At 61.5% G+C, this 16,388-nt stretch carries 13 protein-coding genes and 3 pseudogenes; 6 read left to right on the forward strand and 10 right to left on the reverse strand.

Features of this window, described 5'->3' with window-relative positions; translation table 11 throughout:
* On the reverse strand, positions 1–236 hold a 236-nt coding region (locus tag BLR29_RS31105), incomplete at its 3' end, for a transposase (protein ID WP_143018571.1).
* Between the two features lie 233 nt (positions 237–469).
* Positions 470–832, reverse strand: a complete 363-nt coding sequence (locus tag BLR29_RS32255) for a hypothetical protein (protein ID WP_143018572.1) — start codon at positions 830–832, stop codon at positions 470–472.
* A gap of 464 nt (positions 833–1,296) precedes the next feature.
* Here BLR29_RS32255 and BLR29_RS31110 point away from each other — a divergent pair, with 464 nt between their 5' ends.
* The 3 genes and pseudogenes from BLR29_RS31110 (at position 1,297) to BLR29_RS31120 (ending at position 7,036) form a co-directional block, all read left to right on the forward strand.
* Complete coding sequence (locus tag BLR29_RS31110) at positions 1,297–5,160, forward strand: autotransporter domain-containing protein (protein ID WP_092143790.1); 3,864 nt, start codon at positions 1,297–1,299, stop codon at positions 5,158–5,160.
* A gap of 440 nt (positions 5,161–5,600) precedes the next feature.
* Positions 5,601–6,149 (forward strand): annotated as a pseudogene (locus BLR29_RS31115) (transposase); the annotation flags it as partial.
* Positions 6,150–6,154: 5 nt separating this feature from the next.
* The gene (locus BLR29_RS31120; protein ID WP_255371535.1) at positions 6,155–7,036 is read left to right on the forward strand and encodes a group II intron reverse transcriptase/maturase; all 882 of its coding nucleotides are present in this window, start codon (positions 6,155–6,157) and stop codon (positions 7,034–7,036) included.
* 128 nt (positions 7,037–7,164) lie between these two features.
* Here BLR29_RS31120 and BLR29_RS31125 read toward each other — a convergent pair.
* From BLR29_RS31125 to BLR29_RS31145, 5 genes and pseudogenes are all read right to left on the reverse strand, one after another.
* Positions 7,165–8,387 (reverse strand): IS3 family transposase gene (locus tag BLR29_RS31125; RefSeq protein ID WP_092143792.1). Its coding sequence is split into 2 segments (ribosomal slippage): positions 7,165–8,069 and positions 8,069–8,387, totalling 1,224 coding nucleotides; the frame shifts between segments, so codons are not numbered across the junction.
* Positions 8,388–8,607: 220 nt separating this feature from the next.
* Complete coding sequence (locus tag BLR29_RS31130) at positions 8,608–9,621, reverse strand: LysR family transcriptional regulator (RefSeq protein WP_092143795.1); 1,014 nt, start codon at positions 9,619–9,621, stop codon at positions 8,608–8,610.
* A 267-nt stretch (positions 9,622–9,888) separates the two neighbouring features.
* Positions 9,889–10,042, reverse strand: a pseudogene (locus tag BLR29_RS32265) (MerR family transcriptional regulator); the annotation flags it as partial.
* 58 nt (positions 10,043–10,100) lie between these two features.
* Positions 10,101–10,553: a hypothetical protein gene (locus tag BLR29_RS31140; RefSeq protein ID WP_143018574.1), complete on the reverse strand. Its 453-nt coding sequence runs from the start codon at positions 10,551–10,553 to the stop codon at positions 10,101–10,103.
* A complete protein-coding gene (locus BLR29_RS31145) occupies positions 10,550–11,173 on the reverse strand; it encodes a glutathione S-transferase family protein (RefSeq protein WP_092143801.1) in 624 nt (207 codons plus the stop codon). Before BLR29_RS31145 ends, BLR29_RS31140 begins: the two co-directional genes overlap by 4 nt.
* 439 nt (positions 11,174–11,612) lie before the next feature.
* Between BLR29_RS31145 and BLR29_RS31150 the strand changes: the two are divergent.
* Positions 11,613–11,937 (forward strand): annotated as a pseudogene (locus tag BLR29_RS31150) (tautomerase family protein).
* A gap of 134 nt (positions 11,938–12,071) precedes the next feature.
* On the opposite strand, the gene BLR29_RS31155 reads toward BLR29_RS31150, so the two are convergent.
* Positions 12,072–12,626: a helix-turn-helix domain-containing protein gene (locus BLR29_RS31155; protein ID WP_255371537.1), complete on the reverse strand. Its 555-nt coding sequence runs from the start codon at positions 12,624–12,626 to the stop codon at positions 12,072–12,074.
* A 331-nt stretch (positions 12,627–12,957) separates the two neighbouring features.
* Here BLR29_RS31155 and BLR29_RS33120 point away from each other — a divergent pair, with 331 nt between their 5' ends.
* Positions 12,958–13,293 (forward strand): dienelactone hydrolase family protein, encoded by a 336-nt coding sequence (locus BLR29_RS33120; protein WP_255371538.1) that lies wholly within the window; start codon positions 12,958–12,960, stop codon positions 13,291–13,293.
* Here BLR29_RS33120 and BLR29_RS33125 read toward each other — a convergent pair.
* Positions 13,290–13,793, reverse strand: coding sequence for a hypothetical protein (locus BLR29_RS33125; protein WP_255371539.1), 504 nt, complete (start codon positions 13,791–13,793; stop codon positions 13,290–13,292). The genes BLR29_RS33120 and BLR29_RS33125 overlap by 4 nt on opposite strands.
* 194 nt (positions 13,794–13,987) lie before the next feature.
* Positions 13,988–14,995, reverse strand: coding sequence for a GlxA family transcriptional regulator (locus tag BLR29_RS31165; RefSeq protein ID WP_255371540.1), 1,008 nt, complete (start codon positions 14,993–14,995; stop codon positions 13,988–13,990).
* A 53-nt stretch (positions 14,996–15,048) separates the two neighbouring features.
* Here BLR29_RS31165 and BLR29_RS31170 point away from each other — a divergent pair, with 53 nt between their 5' ends.
* Positions 15,049–15,828, forward strand: coding sequence for an MBL fold metallo-hydrolase (locus BLR29_RS31170; RefSeq protein ID WP_092143804.1), 780 nt, complete (start codon positions 15,049–15,051; stop codon positions 15,826–15,828).
* Positions 15,829–16,388: the final 560 nt, after the last annotated feature.

A 16,388-nucleotide genomic window follows, 5' to 3' on the forward strand; every position in this document is an offset into this window, starting at 1 on the left:
GACTGGATATGGTTGAGGTAGCCATAGATATAAATCTTCAGCAAGACAGACGGGTGATATGCCGGCCGACCGGTGGATGCAGGAGCCGCGCCCTTAAAGCCGAGCTTATGCAGATCCAGCTCATCAACAAAGGCATCGATGACGCGCACAGGGTTGTCTTCGCCGATAAAGTCGTCGAGACATTCGGGCAACAGCGTAACTTGCTGTCGATCTTCGCCTTCGATGAATCGCTTCATAGACCGTCCCGCGCTGAGAAGTTTCTTCAGTCTAGGCGACGCACTAGCGTTTTCACACAACCTCGGCCGGCAAGCGCCCGATCAAGCCCGGGATCCGCTACGTCGGAACCGACGGCCCACAGCCGACCTAATGCGGGCTCCTGTGGTAACCGGGAGCGCCTAACTCATTTCCTCGTCTGCGGCGTACTACTACGAGGCAGCGCCACCAATAGCGCTGGCGTGGACAACCGTTTTCAGAAGGACCTCAAGGACAGGCGACTGAGCACAGCGAATACGATCTCCGGGTCGATTTGTGTGTGGTAGTTGAAATGCAGATACAAGCCATCGGCACGCTCGTCTAGCTTCGCGGGTTCCATGGACGGCGCGGTCAACAGCTTCGGGATTTGCCATTGCTGTGCAAAGATAGCGAGCGGGACACCAGATACTGCTGACCAAGTCGCTTCACCGCCGGATATTGAAGGAAGGTAGCTCAGTCGCGAGATATGCCGAAGCACATCGTCAATCGTTTGACAGTCAGAGACTGAAAATTCCAAACGATGCGGGGCATTGACATCATCCCCGGCTGCAACGCTATCGCGCGTAACGACAATTCTCATGGCGTAACCATTATCAAATACTGTTGCCCCAATGATCGCATGCGGTAGGGAGTGGTAGCACTTGCCCCCTGTGTACGGACATCTTGAGTGTCCGTTTTCGGCGACGGTATCCGGATGTCGGTTTCTGGCCGAACTCGGAAGTTCGACCGGAACTGATCCGTCATCGGCGATGCACCGAATCTTTCGCGCCGCTTAAGGACAGGGTAACGGAGTGGTTCAAAAGCAACTGAGCCGGTTGATTACAGCGACTCCAGGCCACGTAAGCGTATCTTTCCATCCGTAAAATGCGAAAATCCCATCTCAAAGGGAGCCAGTCGCGTGCGCCGTTGCGGCTTTTCGCTGACGCCACTGAGGTTCGCACAGGCGCCCGCACATTAAAACAATGAAAACGCGGGCATAGCCAGCAAGCAGACGGCCGCCGCGCACGAAAAAAGGGTCGCCGGCCTAGCCGGCCGCAAATCCGCATGACAAGACATTCGAGCCTCACCGTCGGTGAACAGCCGTGCCTGCGCGCCGTTGCTGGCGCCGTCTCCCTCTTCATGATGTCCCTCGCCGCGTCGCCGGCACAAGCCGCTGGCGGCAACGGCGGCGCCGGGGGCTACAGCTTTTACCGACCGGGCGGGTGGGGCGGCTTTGCCACGGGCCAGACTGGTCAAAGCGGTCTTACGGTGTCCGATGGCGACGGGACCGGTGGCGGCGGTGGCGCTCGCAACGGGGCCGGTGGCTGGGGTGGCATCAATTCGTCTCAGACAATGCCGCAGGGGCTGGCCGGCACAGCGGGTACCGCGCCAGGCCAGTTCGGCGGCAATGGTGGCGACGGGCAATTCGACTATGCCTCGTTCACAGGGGGGGGTGGTGGCGGCGGCGGCGGGGGTGCGGACGGCATGGTGACGGGCGCTGTGCCGACGACCATCTCGGCCAGCGTGCTCGGCGGCAACGGCGGCAAGGGTGGCAACGGTGGAACGGACACGACCGACCCGCTAGCAGGCTACCAGGGCGGCGGCGGCGGCGGTGGCGAGGGTGGATACGGCCTGATCCACGCGGGCAGCGCCGAGATCCTAGTGAAGGCGGGCGGCGGGGTGTACGGCGGCTTGGGTGGCAATGGCGGAAATGGCGGGGCCTCGAAACCGATGCCGGGCCTGTCAGGCGCTGGCGACGGCGGCGACGGTGGTGTCGGCATGTTGGTGAGCGGCGCCGCCACGGTACATATCGAAGCAAATGCCGTGGTGGCGGGTGGCAATGGCGGGGCCGGAGGCAACGGCGGCGACGGCGTCTACGATTCCTACGGCAGCCGGGGCGGCAAGGGTGGCATAGGCGGGAGCGGCATGGATCTAGCCAGCGGGTCCATACTGATTAACGAGGGCACGATCAGGGGTGGTACGGGGGGCGTCGGCGGCGCGGGCGGCACGAACATCGATGGTTCGCGGGCCGCTGACGGAACTCCAGGAGGCGGCGGCGTGGGCGTGCGCGGCAGCGATCTGACCGTCGTCAACAAGGGGACCATCGTAGCAGGTGGCCCCGGCGTGCCGGCTGTCCAGTTCACGGGGGGCACAAACCGCTTCGAGTTCTGGACCAACAGCACCGTGGGGCAAATCGACGCTTACGGCAATGACGACACGTTGGTGCTGGCGGGCGAAACCGGCGCTGCCACGCTGACCGGCGGCATCGGCAACGCCGGCCTCTATCATGGCTTTGAGCATTTCGAGAAAATTGGCGCCTCGGTCTGGACCCTCGCGGGTACCAACACCGATATCACAAGCTGGCAAATCCTGGGCGGTACGCTGGCGATTGCCTCGGACGCCAACCTTGGCGCGCCAGCCGGCACACTTGGGTTGAACGGCGGCACACTGCGGACGACCGCAGCCATAACCACGGCGCGTACGACGACGCTCGGGGCGGGGGGCGGTACGTTCGAGGTGACGAACGGCACGCTCGCGCACAACGGTGTAATCAACGGCCCCGGCAGTCTGACCAAGACGGGGAGCGCCACGCTCGACCTGAACGCCGTGAACACCTATTCCGGTGGCACGCTGGTTAGTGCTGGCACGCTGAGCGCAAATGTCAATGGGGCGCTGGGCACTGGCGGGGTCAGTGTCGATGGCGGCACGCTTCGCCTTTATGGGAACTTTGATCTCGGTGGCCGGCAGGTGGTCAATCGATCCGGCTACATCCAACTCTTTGGCGCAGGCAGCCTTGGCAATGCGCAGGTGACGAACCTCGGCGGGTTCACATACCTGCTCGGCAGCAGCACGGCGGCCAATGCGACGATCGTCAACAACGGCGGCGTGATGTCGTTCCAAGAGGGCAGCACCGGCGGTAACAGCCAGGTGACGACCCGCAGTGGCAGCTACACCGAGTTCTGGGGCTGGAGTACCGCTGGCAACGCCTCGTTGGTGACGGAGGCTGGGGGCTGGGTCGATTTCTCGGGCACGTCCGGTCCGGCGTTAGACCATCGGATTACCGCCGGCGCCATCGCCGGGGCAGGTCGCTTCCAGCTTGGCCAGAACGTCCTGACCGTGGGAGGCAACAACACGTCTACCACCGTGAGCGGCACGATCGAGGATGGCGGGGCCGGTGGCGGCAGCGGCGGGGCGCTGGTCAAGATCGGCGCTGGCACGCTGACGCTGAGCGGCGCGAATACCTATACCGGTGCGACGACGGTGAACGAGGGCGCGCTGGCCGTGAACGGCAGTGTGGCAGGGGCGGTCACGGTGAACAACGGCGCCACGCTGAGCGGCGCTGGCAGCGTCGGCAGTACCGTGATTGCATCGGGCGGCACGCTGGCACCGGGAAACTCCATCGGCACGCTCACCATCAACGGCAACCTGACGCTGGCGGCGGGTTCGACCTATCGCGTGGAAGCAGACCCGGCCTCGTTGGCTAGCGATCGCGTGGCGGTGAGCGGTACCGCCACACTCGGCGGTGCGGTGGTCCATGTCGGCCCCGACGGCAACTTCGCGTCCACGCGCCGCTACAGCATCCTGACGGCAGGAGCGGTGCAGGGTCGCTTTGCATCGGTGAGCTCGAACTACGCGTTCCTCGACCCGACGCTGACATATGGCACCAACGAAGTCACCCTGGCACTCACGCGCAAGGTGGTGACGGACCCTGTGCCGCCCGACTCGCCGCTCGTTCCGGGCGCAGGTGGTGGCACTGGCGGGGGCGCCCCGCGTGCGATGCGCTTTGCCGATGCCGCGGTCACCGGCAATCAGCGTGCCGTGGCTAACGCACTGGAGACCCTGCCGGACAGCAACCCGGTGCACGAAGCCGTGGTGACGTTGCCCGAGGGCGCGCCGCCGGTCGTCTTCGACAGCCTTTCCGGGGAGGCCCACGCCAGTGTGGCCACGGGTCTGATGACCCTGGCGGGTGGGGCGCGGGCGCTGCCGCTGGCGCATTTGAATGACAGCCTGTCCGCCGGCATGCTGCCCGGCGCGCCCATCGCACAGCTTAGTGGCCTCCTGCCGGCCGCCGCACTGCCCATTTCCGCCGCCCAGCCGATGTGGGTGGAAGTGCTTGGCAACTGGCAGAACTTTCATGGGAGCGCAGATGCAGCACGCGTGCGCCAGCAGACCGGCGGCTTCTATCTGGGTGGCGACGGTGCGGTGGGGCAAGGCTGGCGCATCGGCGGCGCGTTCGGCTACGCCAACAGCACAATGCGTGTGAGCGAACGATCGTCGCGCGCCATCACCGATTCATTCAGTGCCACGCTCTACGGCGGCCGCGCATTCGCGCTAGGCGGCGGCAAGCTCAAATGGCTGTTCGGCACAGCTTATAGCTGGCACGACGCCGACACGGACCGGCAGGCCAACCTCGGCGGCAACACGGTCCAGTCCCTAACCGCCAGCTATCATGCCAGCACGGCGCAAGTCTTCACGGAAGCCGGCTTCGCCATACCCCTATCGGCGACAACCCAGCTCGAACCGTACGGGGGCGTGGCGTGGAGCGACACACGCACGCGCAGTTTCGCGGAGACGGGCGGCTCGGCGGCCCTGCACAGCCCGGGCGATAGCAACACGCTGACCACCACAACGCTCGGCCTACGCACCAGCGCGCGCGTCCAGTTTGGCGGCACTGACGCGGCGTTCTACGTTGGAGCCGGCTGGCGCCATGCGTTCGGGGACGTGCGCCCGGCTGCCACGCTGGCGTTCGATGGCAGCCAATCGTTCACGGTGACGGGTGCGCCGATTGCCCAGAACGCGGCGCTGGCCGAACTGCGCGCCGACTTCGCCATCTCGCCCATGGCCACGCTTGGCTTGCGCTATACCGGCCAGTTCGGTGGCGGCAACCAGGACCATACCGGCACGTTGGGATTGCGATGGAGGTTCTAGGGTTGAGGGCGGGCGAGCGAGGAGGGCGGTTCGGTCGCTCTGAAGTCGGCCTCTGCTTGGCACCATCCGCAGGGTCATTCGCGGAGTGTCGATACCAGTGGCCTGCAATGTGATGACTTCGCCGGCGCGCAGGCCTGCGTCGTAAGCCTCAGCGCGCGGCCTCAAGGTTCGCGGCGTTAAGCGCATCCTGGCTGCGGGGGGTAGGACAGCCCGATGCTATTGATACTCTCGCAGCTTGCCTCCAGCGGGCAGCCCTTTTTCACGCCATAGTCGCCGTCACTGATCCGTTCTATCCCCCGCTGGAACTGCGCCGCTTTAGAGGCGATTACCGACCCTTCTCCGCCAGCCTGCAATATTGCTACGAGTGGCCGGAAGCTGGATGCGGATTCAACCGGTCGATGCAACACCTAGAATCTGTGTGAGCAGTGGAGGTGTTGCAAATGAAGCAGAGGCCGAGGATCTATTATTCCGAGACGCAGAAGGCACTCATGCGGGATCGCTGGCGCAAGGGCGATACGATTCATGAGATCGCCAGGTTATTTGATCGCGGGCACTCTTCAGTCCAGAGGATCTTGTCGGACGCGGGAGGCATTCGACCAGCACAACGCCATCGCGCCGCGCGAGCGTTGACGTTTGCCGAGCGTGAGGAGATATCGCGCTCGCTGGCGTTAGGGCTTTCGATTCGGGCCATTGCATCGCGGCTGAATCGCGCTCCGTCTACCATTAGCCGTGAGCTCAAGCGCAATGGCGGGCGGCAGAGCTATCGCGCGAGCCAGGCTGACGCACTGGCCTGGGAGCGAGCGCGTCGCCCGAAGCTTTGTAAGCTTGTCAGGAACCGGGTGCTGGCGCGGGTCGTCGCCGGCAAGCTGAGGCTGCAGTGGTCCCCCGAGCAGATTGCGGGCTGGCTCAAGCATGTCTATGCGGTCAACAAGGACTACCAGGTGTCACACGAGGCGATCTATCGTAGCCTTTACATTCAGGCGCGTGGCGGCTGATGATCGAGCCGATACTCGATCCGATATTCCATGAAGATTCTTATGGATATCGGCCTGGCAAGTCGGCGAAACAGGCGATTGCCGTGACGCGCAAGCGTTGCTGGAAATATGACTGGGTTGTTGAGTTTGACATCAAGGCAGCGTTCGATCAGATCGATCATGCGTTGTTGATGAAGGCGGTGCGAAGTCAAATCAAGGACGACTGGATCCTGCTGTACATCGAGCGGTGGCTGACTGCGCCGTTCGAGACTGCGGATGGGGTGAGTTTGCCCCGGACGCGAGGTACACCCCAGGGTGGGGTAGTCAGTCCGATCCTGATGAATCTGTTCATGCATTATGCGTTCGACAGTTGGATGCGACGAACGTATCCACAATCTCCCTTTGCACGCTACGCCGACGATGCGGTAGTTCATTGCCGCTCGCAGGCGCAGGCCGAGGCGGTCATGCGGGCCATTGCATCACGGCTGGAGGAATGTGGACTGACGATGCATCCGGAGAAGTCGAAGATCGTGTACTGCAAGGATAGCAGCCGCACCCAAGTTTATCCGAACGTGCAATTTACGTTTCTCGGTTATACGTTCAGACCGAGAGAGGCAATGAGCAGGTACAACCGGCGATTCACTAGTTTCCTGCCGGCGGCGAGCAACGATGCGCTGAAACGGATGAGACAAACGGTGCGGGACTGGTGGCTACATCGTCGGACCCCAGCCACGCTTGATGACCTCGCGCAGCTATGCAATCCAACGATACAAGGGTGGTGGAACTACTATGGGGCGTTCTATCGAATGGCCATGCATGGGATCTTCCAATATGTGGATCGGAAGCTCGAGCGATGGGGCCCGACGGAAGTACAAGACACTGTCGCGGCACAAAAGGCGTAGTGTTGAATGGCTACGCAAAATGGCGGCTGTCTACCCCCGATTGTTCGTACACTGGCGTGTCGTTGGGACGAAGGTTGGATAATGGGAGCCGTATGAGGCGAGAGTTTCACGTACGGTTCTGCGAGAGGCTAGAGGCGAAATCCCTCTTGGATTTGCCCCCACGACACACGCCTGAACTCGCGCGGAGAGCGGTAATTCAGGGCGCTATGGGGGTGCTGCTCGTTGTAGTGCTCGAAGGCAATAGCCAGACTGCGAACAGCCGTCTCGGCATCAGGCTTGGGCATGAAGGCGACATAGTCGCGCTTCATGGTCTTCACGAAGCTCTCGGCCATCCCGTTGCTCTGCGGGCTGCAAACCGGCGTGGTCAGTGGCTTCAGGCCAATTGCCGACGCAAACGCCTTGGTCTTGTCTGCCGTGTAGCCCGAGCCATTATCGGTCAGCCATTCAATTTCCGTCGGCGTTTTCAGCGCGTTTCCGAAGCGATTTTCGACTGCGGCCAACATCACGTCGCGGACCACGTCACCGCTATGCCCACCAGTGGTCGCGGCCCAACTCATCGCCTCGCGGTCGCAGCAGTCCAGGGCGAACGTCACACGCAGCGGCTCGCCGTTGTCGCAGCGGAATTCAAAGCCGTCAGAGCACCACCGCTGGTTTGTCTTCGCTACCGCGACCTTACCTTCATGTCTGCGCTGCGGGCGGGGCGGAGCCACCCTGCGTTGCAGCAGCAGGCCGTACACTCGCATGACCCGATAGACCCGCTTCGCGTTGACGGGAGGCGCACTACGATGCTCTCGTTCCCGCCGCAAAACGCCCCATACCCGGCGATAGCCGTAGCTGGGCAGATGCGCAACCGCATTGCGAATCTCCTCGACCAACCCCGCATCGTCGGTTTGCCTGGCACCGCGCCTATCCTTCCAGTCTGCAGGACGAGCCAGCTTCTCTGCCACATTTGAGCGCGCCACACCGAGAACTTCGCAGACCCGCTTCACAGGTCGTCCCCCGGCAATGAGGGTGAGCGCGCAATCCATTTTCGCGACTTCATCACCTCCACGGCCTCACGGAGAATCTCGTTCTCCATGGTCTTCTTGCCCAGGAGCCGCTGTAGCTCACGGACTTGCTTGAGCGCGTCGCTCAGCTCCGAAGCCGGCACGACTTCTTCACCTGCACTGACCGCCGATAGGCTGCCGTCCTGGTACAGCTTGCGCCAATGAAAGAGCTGATTCGGATTGACGCCATGCTGGCGCGCCACCATCGACACCGTCTTGCCCGGCTCGCAGCTCTCGCGCACCATCGCAAGCTTCTCGTCTGGCGACCACCGCCGTCGGCGCTCCGGCCCCGTCAACACTTCCACCTTGCGAGCAAGGACTCTGAGGCTGTGGTCAACGCATCTCGAGAGCGCCGCCCACTTTAATGCTGGGGTCTCGGAAATGGCTTTCCCCGAACCTGTATCGATCTATTGTCGAACGGACGGCTTGGAAGGGTCCCGGCCTTCGGCGTGGGATGCCGGTAGTGCCGTCACGGTGCGCAGTGTGTTGTCGCCGTGACACCAATCGCGTGGTCAGCTTGAAGCGTCACAGTGCCGAATTGACGTTGGATTGGTCAAGGCAATCCAGATCGAGTGCGCGGATCTCCGTGGTCATGAAGTCGATGAAGACGCGAGTGCGCGTAGGCAAGTGCTGCCGGCTCGGATAGCAAACGAAGTGCCCGCGATCGCAGTGCGTGTAGCGGGGCAGTGCCACGACGAGGTTCCTTGACGCGATGTGCTGGCGCACCTGGTAGCCCGGCAGCAGTGCCATGCCCTGTCCCAGCAAGGCTGCCTGCAGTATGAGATCGAGATTGTTGAAGGTGAGGCGGGCCTCAGGCAGATACTTCCGCGAGTGCCCGTCGACCTTGAAATCCCATTCGAGCAACCGGCCATTCCAGAGACGGAAGTTGATGCACGTGTGGTCAGGCAGATCGTCCGGCGTATCGGGGAGCCCGTGTGCTTCCACGTACGACGGCGCGGCCACCAGTGCCATTTTCATCGGCAACAACTGCCTGGCGATGATGCTGGAATCCTCGATGTGCCCGCTACGGAACGCGACATCGACCCGATCGGAGGCAAAGTCGGTGAGCCGGTCGTCGAGCTGAAGGTCGAGGTCAATGTCGGGGTAAGCCTTCGTGAATTTATCCAGCAACGGCGCCACGACCTTTTTTCCGAATCCGACCGACGCACTGATGTGGACCAGGCCGCGCGGCGGGCCCATGCGCTGCGCGTAGAGGTCGTCCATGGCGTCCACCATGTGCGTGACCCCGCGATGGCAGTTCTCGAAGAAGCGCTGGCCTTCGCGCGTGAGTGTCGTGGTACGCGTGGTGCGAAGGAAGAGTTGCGTACTGAGTTCAGCCTCCAGTTTCTGGACACTGCGACTGACAGCGGAACGCCCGATGCCCAGGCGTTCGCTGGCCTTGGCGAAGCTCCCTTCGTTCGCTACCGCCATAAACGCCATGATGCCCGTGTAGCTCGCGGCAAAGCTTGCTGACAACGCGTCAGGGTGAATTTTTCGACTCACGTGAGTGCTGCGTTCGAATGTGTCCGGATTGTTCATGTTGCCTGAAATTTCGATGCGCGTAAGAGCCCCCTCTGCACATGGCACGTGGTACCGCCGAGCATTGTTAGTGTGCCGACCACGCCGTTGGGACGGAGAACGCGCTCACATTTGTGTGCCTGGGAACTTTCTCCGAAAGGGGGCTTGTTGAACGCGGCGGCCGGGAACGGCTGGTCAAGCCAGGTGCGACGGATACGCGCTCACAAGTTGCCTGTTAAATATCAGACACGTCAGATATTAACAACGCCTCCTTAAGTCGTAAATGGGTATAAAGCGAGCCTCGTCAGGCGGCCTGATACTTTTCGTAGATCAGCATCTTCGTTTCAGAGAACGCTATCAGCACGTAGTCGCGTAGCGCCGTCGAGATGCCGACGTGCACTTACATCGACGGTTCGTTATCGTGCATGAGGTTCAGTTTCGCGGCTCTACACTCAGCCGTGCTCTCGAATCTGGCGATGGCCAGCCCAGAAAAAGCCTTATCAAACGCGAGGTAAGTGCGAAGTGGAAAGTCCCAAGGCCGTGAGGATGGTGCCGAGCCGGGCTGTGTAGTCCGCGTCGAGGGCGCCATCGATGCATGGGGCGACGTGCACCATGGCCAATGCCGGAACGAAGGCCGGCTCGCCCGGCGCCGGGTCATCGATCCGCACGATGAACGCTTCGGCACGGTAGTCGTCGAGTCCGGTATAGAGGCGGTCGATCTCGCGGTGCGTGAGCGCGTAGACCATCCCTTCCGCCACTTCGCCGTGCGCGCGTGTCAGGATGGCCTTTGTCGCCACCACGATGCGGTGGTCGAAGATATGCCCGATGCGCGGCTGGCGCGGATGCACCCCCTTCGTTGCCAGGCCGGCGGCGTCCATGTGGAGGCCGTAGAAGAACATGTCGACGAGTCGGTCCATCGTGGGTGCCGTGCGAGAGAGGACGGGATCGCTCACGGGGTGCCGTTGCGACAGTAGTCGGCGTAGCCCGGTTGCCTGCGCATGCGTTCCATGTAGGCCAGCGTGGCCGGGAAGCCTTCGTGCGCCAATGGCGTTTCGAGCCAACGGTTAACGGAAAGGCCGATGGGGATGTCGGCCAGCGTGAACGACGCCCCGGCGATGAAGCCTCCGGTCCTTTCCAGTTGTCCCTCGATGACTGCCATGTGTCTGGTCCAGGCTGTGCTGAACTGCGCGATTTGTTCGGGATCCTGGTAGTCCGGTTGACGCCGGGTGAGCGCCAGGAACGCGTAAGTCCACGATTTGTTCAGATCGGTGGCCTGCCAGTCCATCCATTGGTCCACACGTGCACGGGCCGGTGCTGCGGTCGGGTACAGGTGGGTGGCATTCTCGCGGTTGGCGAGGTAGCGAATGATCGTGTTCGACTCCCAGAGCGCGAAGTCTCCATCGCGAATCACCGGCACCATCGCGTTGGGATTGAGGGCAAGAGACGCCGGCGTGCTCGTTGGACGGAAGCCCGATCCCCAGTCCTCGCGCGTGAACGCGAGGTCCAGTTCGGCGCAGGCCCAGAGCACCTTACGCACGTTGACGGAAGAGGCCTTACCCAGTATCTGCAGCATGGTGATGATGGAAGGTTGGCGATTGGTTGCGGCGACGAGGCGTGCCTGGCCTGTTGGGTCCCGTTATTCAGGACGGGCTAGTGTAGCCGTCGTCCGTGCAGCCTGACAGATACAGTTCGACTGCCATTCACCGGGCCAGGGCCGGCTGGATGCCGGCGCTCTCGCGGCGGGATACGTTGTTGCCGGGTTGTGGAATCCCTTTCGCTCGCTTCGTGAGTAGCATGCGGAACGTTCTGTGCTCCGAAGAGCCAGGCGCCCAGAAGGCGCCCGTGATTGGGAGTCCGCCAGAGGCGCTTGCACGGGTCCGCTTATGGGCGGTTAGCAAACCCCTCTGTCGAGAGCGGCGGACGCCCGGTTAGGGTCCGCTTCTGCCCCTGGGGCCAAGTTCGCGGGTCGCCAGGGTGATCGGGCTCTTCCCGGCTGCGGATTCAACCGGTCGATCTTCGACAGTCTTTACCGAGCGTTGCGCGAAACGTTCAACGTGCCAGAAGATGACCAGTTCATGACTATCAGGGAGCATGACGCTGCGAACTTCCGCTACGGCTCGTCTTATCTTGGCGTCGCTCGAAGCGATGAGCTCGTGTTTATTCAGATCACCGCGAACAACACCCGCACCGTGGAACAAGAAGAAAGCGCTGTTCCAGAGGATCGCGGAGCTGCTCAGCGAAAGTCCCGGCATTCGTCCAGAGGACGTGTTCGCGAGCCTTGTCGAAGTCGCGAAAGAGAATTGGTCTCTCGGCCACGGACTCGCGCAATACGCTTGAGGCGATTCTATTGATCGCGCCCTCCGCTGCAGCAACCACACGGCATAGATCGGTAGCAGGTCTTCCCTTTTTAGCAATGGCAACGACCTGCCTCCATTGGCGCCGCATTAATCAACTTTCAGTCGCAGTCAGCCCTAAGCAACGACGATTGCAGGTCTGTATCGGCTCGGATTCGCCCCAGCGACACGCTTCATCATGCGCCGGAGGGCTGTTGAGTCCTGGTAGCCCACCGCTTCAGCCACCTGTTCAACCGTCATGCGGGTGGATTCCAAAAGTGCTCTGGCTCTGCGCAGTTTGACGCTCTGAATCAGCGCCAGTGTCGTTCTACCCGTGACGCGCTGTAGATGCCGAGACAACGTCCGCTCGGACATGCAGAATTCCTGCGCCAACTCGGCGACTGTCTGTGAATCGGGCAATGATTTTCCTATTCTCACCGCAAGCCGTGCGACAACGTCGTCTCCGCTTGCGAATATCTCGGGCATGATGAAAGGAGTCTGCGCCTGCCTGCCGTCTATCAGAAGCATGCGCGATACCGCGCTTCCTGCTCCAGGCAGCGGGAGTGCGACCGACGAACATGAGGCAGCGATCTGGCCGCCAGCCTGCACGTGTCTTGCGATGGCCGCTGTCGCCTTTACTGCGTCGCCACACGCCAGGCGCGGCCCGATCGCCGCGGCCTGTTCCACACCCATGCCAGGCACCACCCAAGTCGAACGATCGTTACGCGGCCTCGCTGACAGCTTCTACGTCGCCACACTTAGTCCATTTTACAGGGCTATGTCCTTGCCGCCAACCGAGCAGACCCTCCATCGGGGACGCGACACTCCCTCCCGCGGCGCGAGAGCCGCCGCGGCCGCAAGGATGTCCAGAGCAAAGGCTACGCTGGCGGGATGTGCGTTCTCCAGTATCAAGATCGTAGAGTCATGCATGTCGCTTTTAGCCCTAAAAATGTCATAACAGACACTGTAAATTTAGGAACTGCAATTCGACAATGCAAGCTCCAATAAGGAAACGGAGCTTGATATGAATAACATTCCCGTGAAGATTGGCGAGAACATTTCCGCCGAATCCGAAGTACACGAAGGCCCTGAGCAGACAACGAAGCGGAACGTTAATGAGGACGACCCGCTGACGGATTTCGATCGTCTCGATATCACCCTCGACGGTGTAACGAAAGTGGTGTACGTGAGCGGCGCGGGACCCGCCGTGATCGTCATGACGGAGATGCCAGGCATTAGCCCGCACGTCGCCCGCTTTAGTCGCTGGGTTCGAGATGCCGGCTTCTCAGTATATATGCCTTCGCTATTTGGCCGTGACGGCGCCGTCGCGACTGCAGAGGAGGGCTCAGCCGTCCTCTAAAAGGCGTGCGTCAGCGCTGAATTCCGCGCTTTCGCCAAGGCGGACGCCGGATCAAGCCCGGTAACTATATGGCTGCGCGCGCTGGCAAGGCGGGCGCACGAGGAGTGCGGCGGACCGGGTGTCGGTGCGATCGGAATCTGCTTCACCGGAAATTTTGCGCTCGCAATGATGCTCGAGAGCGCAGTACTCGCACCAGTGATGTCCCAGCCTTCGCTACCCTTCGACGACCCTGCAGGACAGGCATCGATGCGGATGAACTCCGCGCAGTTCGACAACGCCTCGAGCGGGATGATTTGACCGTCATGGCCTACCGCTTCGAGGGAGATAAATACTGCATGGCGCAGCGGTTCGCTGCTTCTTCCGAGGCTCTTGGCGATCGGTTTATAGCACGCGTGCTTCCCGACAGCGCGGCCAATTAAGATATACCACCGTTTTTTCAACACGTTGTCGGGTCCCCGCACAGCGTGGTGAGTGCTCACCTGATCGACGAAGCCGGTCAACCGACAATCGCAGCGCGCGATGAAATCTTGTCGTTTTTCACCGATAGGCTAGCTGCTGAACGCCGGTGAGAAGCAGTGCTTCGGCAGCGGCATGAATCGCCGGTGTGGCTTCTGCGGCAAATCCTCCCATGCAATCTAGATCTGCAATACAAAGAGGATGCCGTGGAGCGCTGCCCAGGCATCTGCCAGCTTCCTCACAATTGGCGCGAGAACTTCCTGCGATACTCAGCCGGGGTCATTGACGTCAGGCTTTTGAACATGCGACGCATATTGGAGTCACTGCTGAATCCCAGGTCGGCGCTAATGGTACTGACGGGTGCCGATGTCAAGATGAGCCGCTCACCGGCCTGATTCAGCTTGATTCTGCGTGCATACTCGGCGATAGAGACACCAGTCTCGGCAGTAGCCTTGCGTGCCAACGTGCGCGCCGACATCCCGAGCGCGTCTGCCAGGCGCGCCACCGTGATCGACTCTGCCGGGAACTGCGCCACCAGATCGTGCAGTCGGCGCAGCATCGGGCTGCCCTGTTCAATCAGACTCATGGCCAGGAACGCTTCATGCGCCTGGACTGGACGCGGAAGCACCATCAGCCTGGCGAGATCATGCAGGGCTTCCGCGCTGACATGGCGTTCGATAAGTGCCTGAGCGATGGGGAGATAGCCGCCTACGCCAGAAGCCGTTGCTGTGCGCGCATTGACGATGCAGCTCTTCTCGACCTGCCACCTTACCTTGCCATAGTGCCTGTCCATCGCCTCTGCTGCCCACCATGTCACCGTCGCAGGCTGGCCGTTCAGCCTGCCGCTAGCGGCCAGCAGGCAGACGCCAGTGCAATAGCCCCAGAGTCGCTTGCTACGATCCCATGCCGCCAAGGTCCTGATCAAATCCGCATTGGCGCCAAGCACGCGTTCTATCTGCGAGGTCGATTCAGCCCAGAAACCCGGCACCATCACGGCGTCAAGCTCTGTATCGTTGAATGCGTCGCTGACATGTAGAGACAGGCCTTGCCCGTAATTGACCTCAGTAGGTTGCGCAGCGACATAACGCGTTGCAAAGATCGCTCTCCCTGCACGACGATTGGCGGCATGGAGCAAGTCGGAGAAGGCGAGCAAGCCTGCGGGCATGCAATGCGGATAAACAAGCAAGCCAATCCGAAGCGGTAGGGCCATGGCAGAAAATGAATCAAAGATGTCCAAGTTTGCCATTCTGACACCTGGCGGACCTCGGCACAATGAAAGCACATCGGGAGAATGCTTTCATGAGGATCCAACAACTACGCAATGCAACCATCATCGTGGAGATCGGCGTCCACCGCATTTTGGTCGATCCCATGCTTGCGCCCAAACATGCGCTACCGCCACTACGGCTGTCTGGCGCCCGGCAGCGCAATCCACTGATTGCGCTGCCCGACGTCGCCGAGTCGGCGTTGGAATCCGCGACACATTGCCTGATTACCCACTGCCAGCGCGGTCATTTCGATCATCTGGACAGCGCTGCGAAGCGATGGCTCCGTGAACGGAAAATTCCAGTCATCTGCACGCCGCACGATGCAGCGCATCTGAGCGAGCGGGGCCTGAATGTACAGCCATTGCATCAGGACCATGAACAGCCAGGCCCGTTCCTGGGGGGCACGATTCGCACGGTACGCTGTACACACGGACGCGGCCTGATAGGGAAACTGATGGAGCACGGCGTGGGCTACCTGATCGAGTCGCCCGGCGAGCCTGCTCTGTATTTGAGTGGTGATACTGTACTAACGCCCACTATCAGGGAATTCGTTGCGCGACACCGTCCTCAGATCTGCGTGGTACCCGCTGGCGGAGCGCGCTTCGATCTTGGCGGCGAAATCATCATGGGTGTCGAGGATGTCCTCGATCTCACCCGTCTGGCCCCCGGTATTGTGGTTGCGAATCACCTCGAAGCACTGAGTCATTGCCCCGTCACCCGGGACGATCTCAGGCGCGCCGCCAAGAAGGCTGGAGTCGAATCGCGGCTATGCATCCCGACCGATGGCGAGATACTGGAATTCGGTCAGTGACGGGAGACCCTGCCATGAAGCGTATTACAAACGTTTGACGCGTCCGCCCCAAACAACGTCGCGGCAAGGCGGACGGCAATGACCGCTTAACTGACGATTCCCGCCCTTCGACCCGGACGCGCCAAACGGCAGAGAAGGGTCGCGAGGCGCCATCTACGTAGCGGGCGGATGTGGCGGGTCCGCTGTCGAATCATTGGCAAATGTCTAGGCTAAATTGAGATGTCCTCCTATCGGCCAGATCAGAATGTCCGTTTTAGTGGTGTGCGCTGTCTAGGCTAAATTGAGATGTCCTCCTATCGGCCAGATCAGAATGTCCGTTTTAGTGGTGTGTGTGTTTGCCTTTAGTTGGTTTAGGTTTTGGACCTTTCTGTAGGGCGGTGGTGCTGGCCTGACCAGCGGTGTCTGGCCCAGGGTGGGGCGGTGCCAACTCATCGATGGCATGACGGAGATCCTGCTCGTCCAGGGCACGCTGTCGCTTGGTGTCTGGCGCGCTTCGGCGAGGCCGCAACGGCTGCCCCGACAAGGTTCTCGATGGGGTGCTGCCTGAGCGACGGTCATCT

The organism is Cupriavidus sp. YR651 (assembly GCF_900101625.1).
Classification (GTDB): Bacteria; Pseudomonadota; Gammaproteobacteria; order Burkholderiales; family Burkholderiaceae; genus Cupriavidus.

Coding starts and splice junctions, on each gene's coding strand:
- BLR29_RS32255 (WP_143018572.1), bottom strand. CDS start 832: ATGAGAATTGTCGTTACGCGCGATAGCGTTGCAGCCGGGGATGATGTC.
- BLR29_RS31110 (WP_092143790.1), top strand. CDS start 1,297: ATGACAAGACATTCGAGCCTCACCGTCGGTGAACAGCCGTGCCTGCGC.
- BLR29_RS31120 (WP_255371535.1), top strand. CDS start 6,155: ATGATCGAGCCGATACTCGATCCGATATTCCATGAAGATTCTTATGGA.
- BLR29_RS31130 (WP_092143795.1), bottom strand. CDS start 9,621: ATGAACAATCCGGACACATTCGAACGCAGCACTCACGTGAGTCGAAAA.
- BLR29_RS31145 (WP_092143801.1), bottom strand. CDS start 11,173: ATGCTGCAGATACTGGGTAAGGCCTCTTCCGTCAACGTGCGTAAGGTG.
- BLR29_RS31155 (WP_255371537.1), bottom strand. CDS start 12,626: ATGGGTGTGGAACAGGCCGCGGCGATCGGGCCGCGCCTGGCGTGTGGC.
- BLR29_RS33120 (WP_255371538.1), top strand. CDS start 12,958: ATGAATAACATTCCCGTGAAGATTGGCGAGAACATTTCCGCCGAATCC.
- BLR29_RS31165 (WP_255371540.1), bottom strand. CDS start 14,995: ATGGCAAACTTGGACATCTTTGATTCATTTTCTGCCATGGCCCTACCG.
- BLR29_RS31170 (WP_092143804.1), top strand. CDS start 15,049: ATGAGGATCCAACAACTACGCAATGCAACCATCATCGTGGAGATCGGC.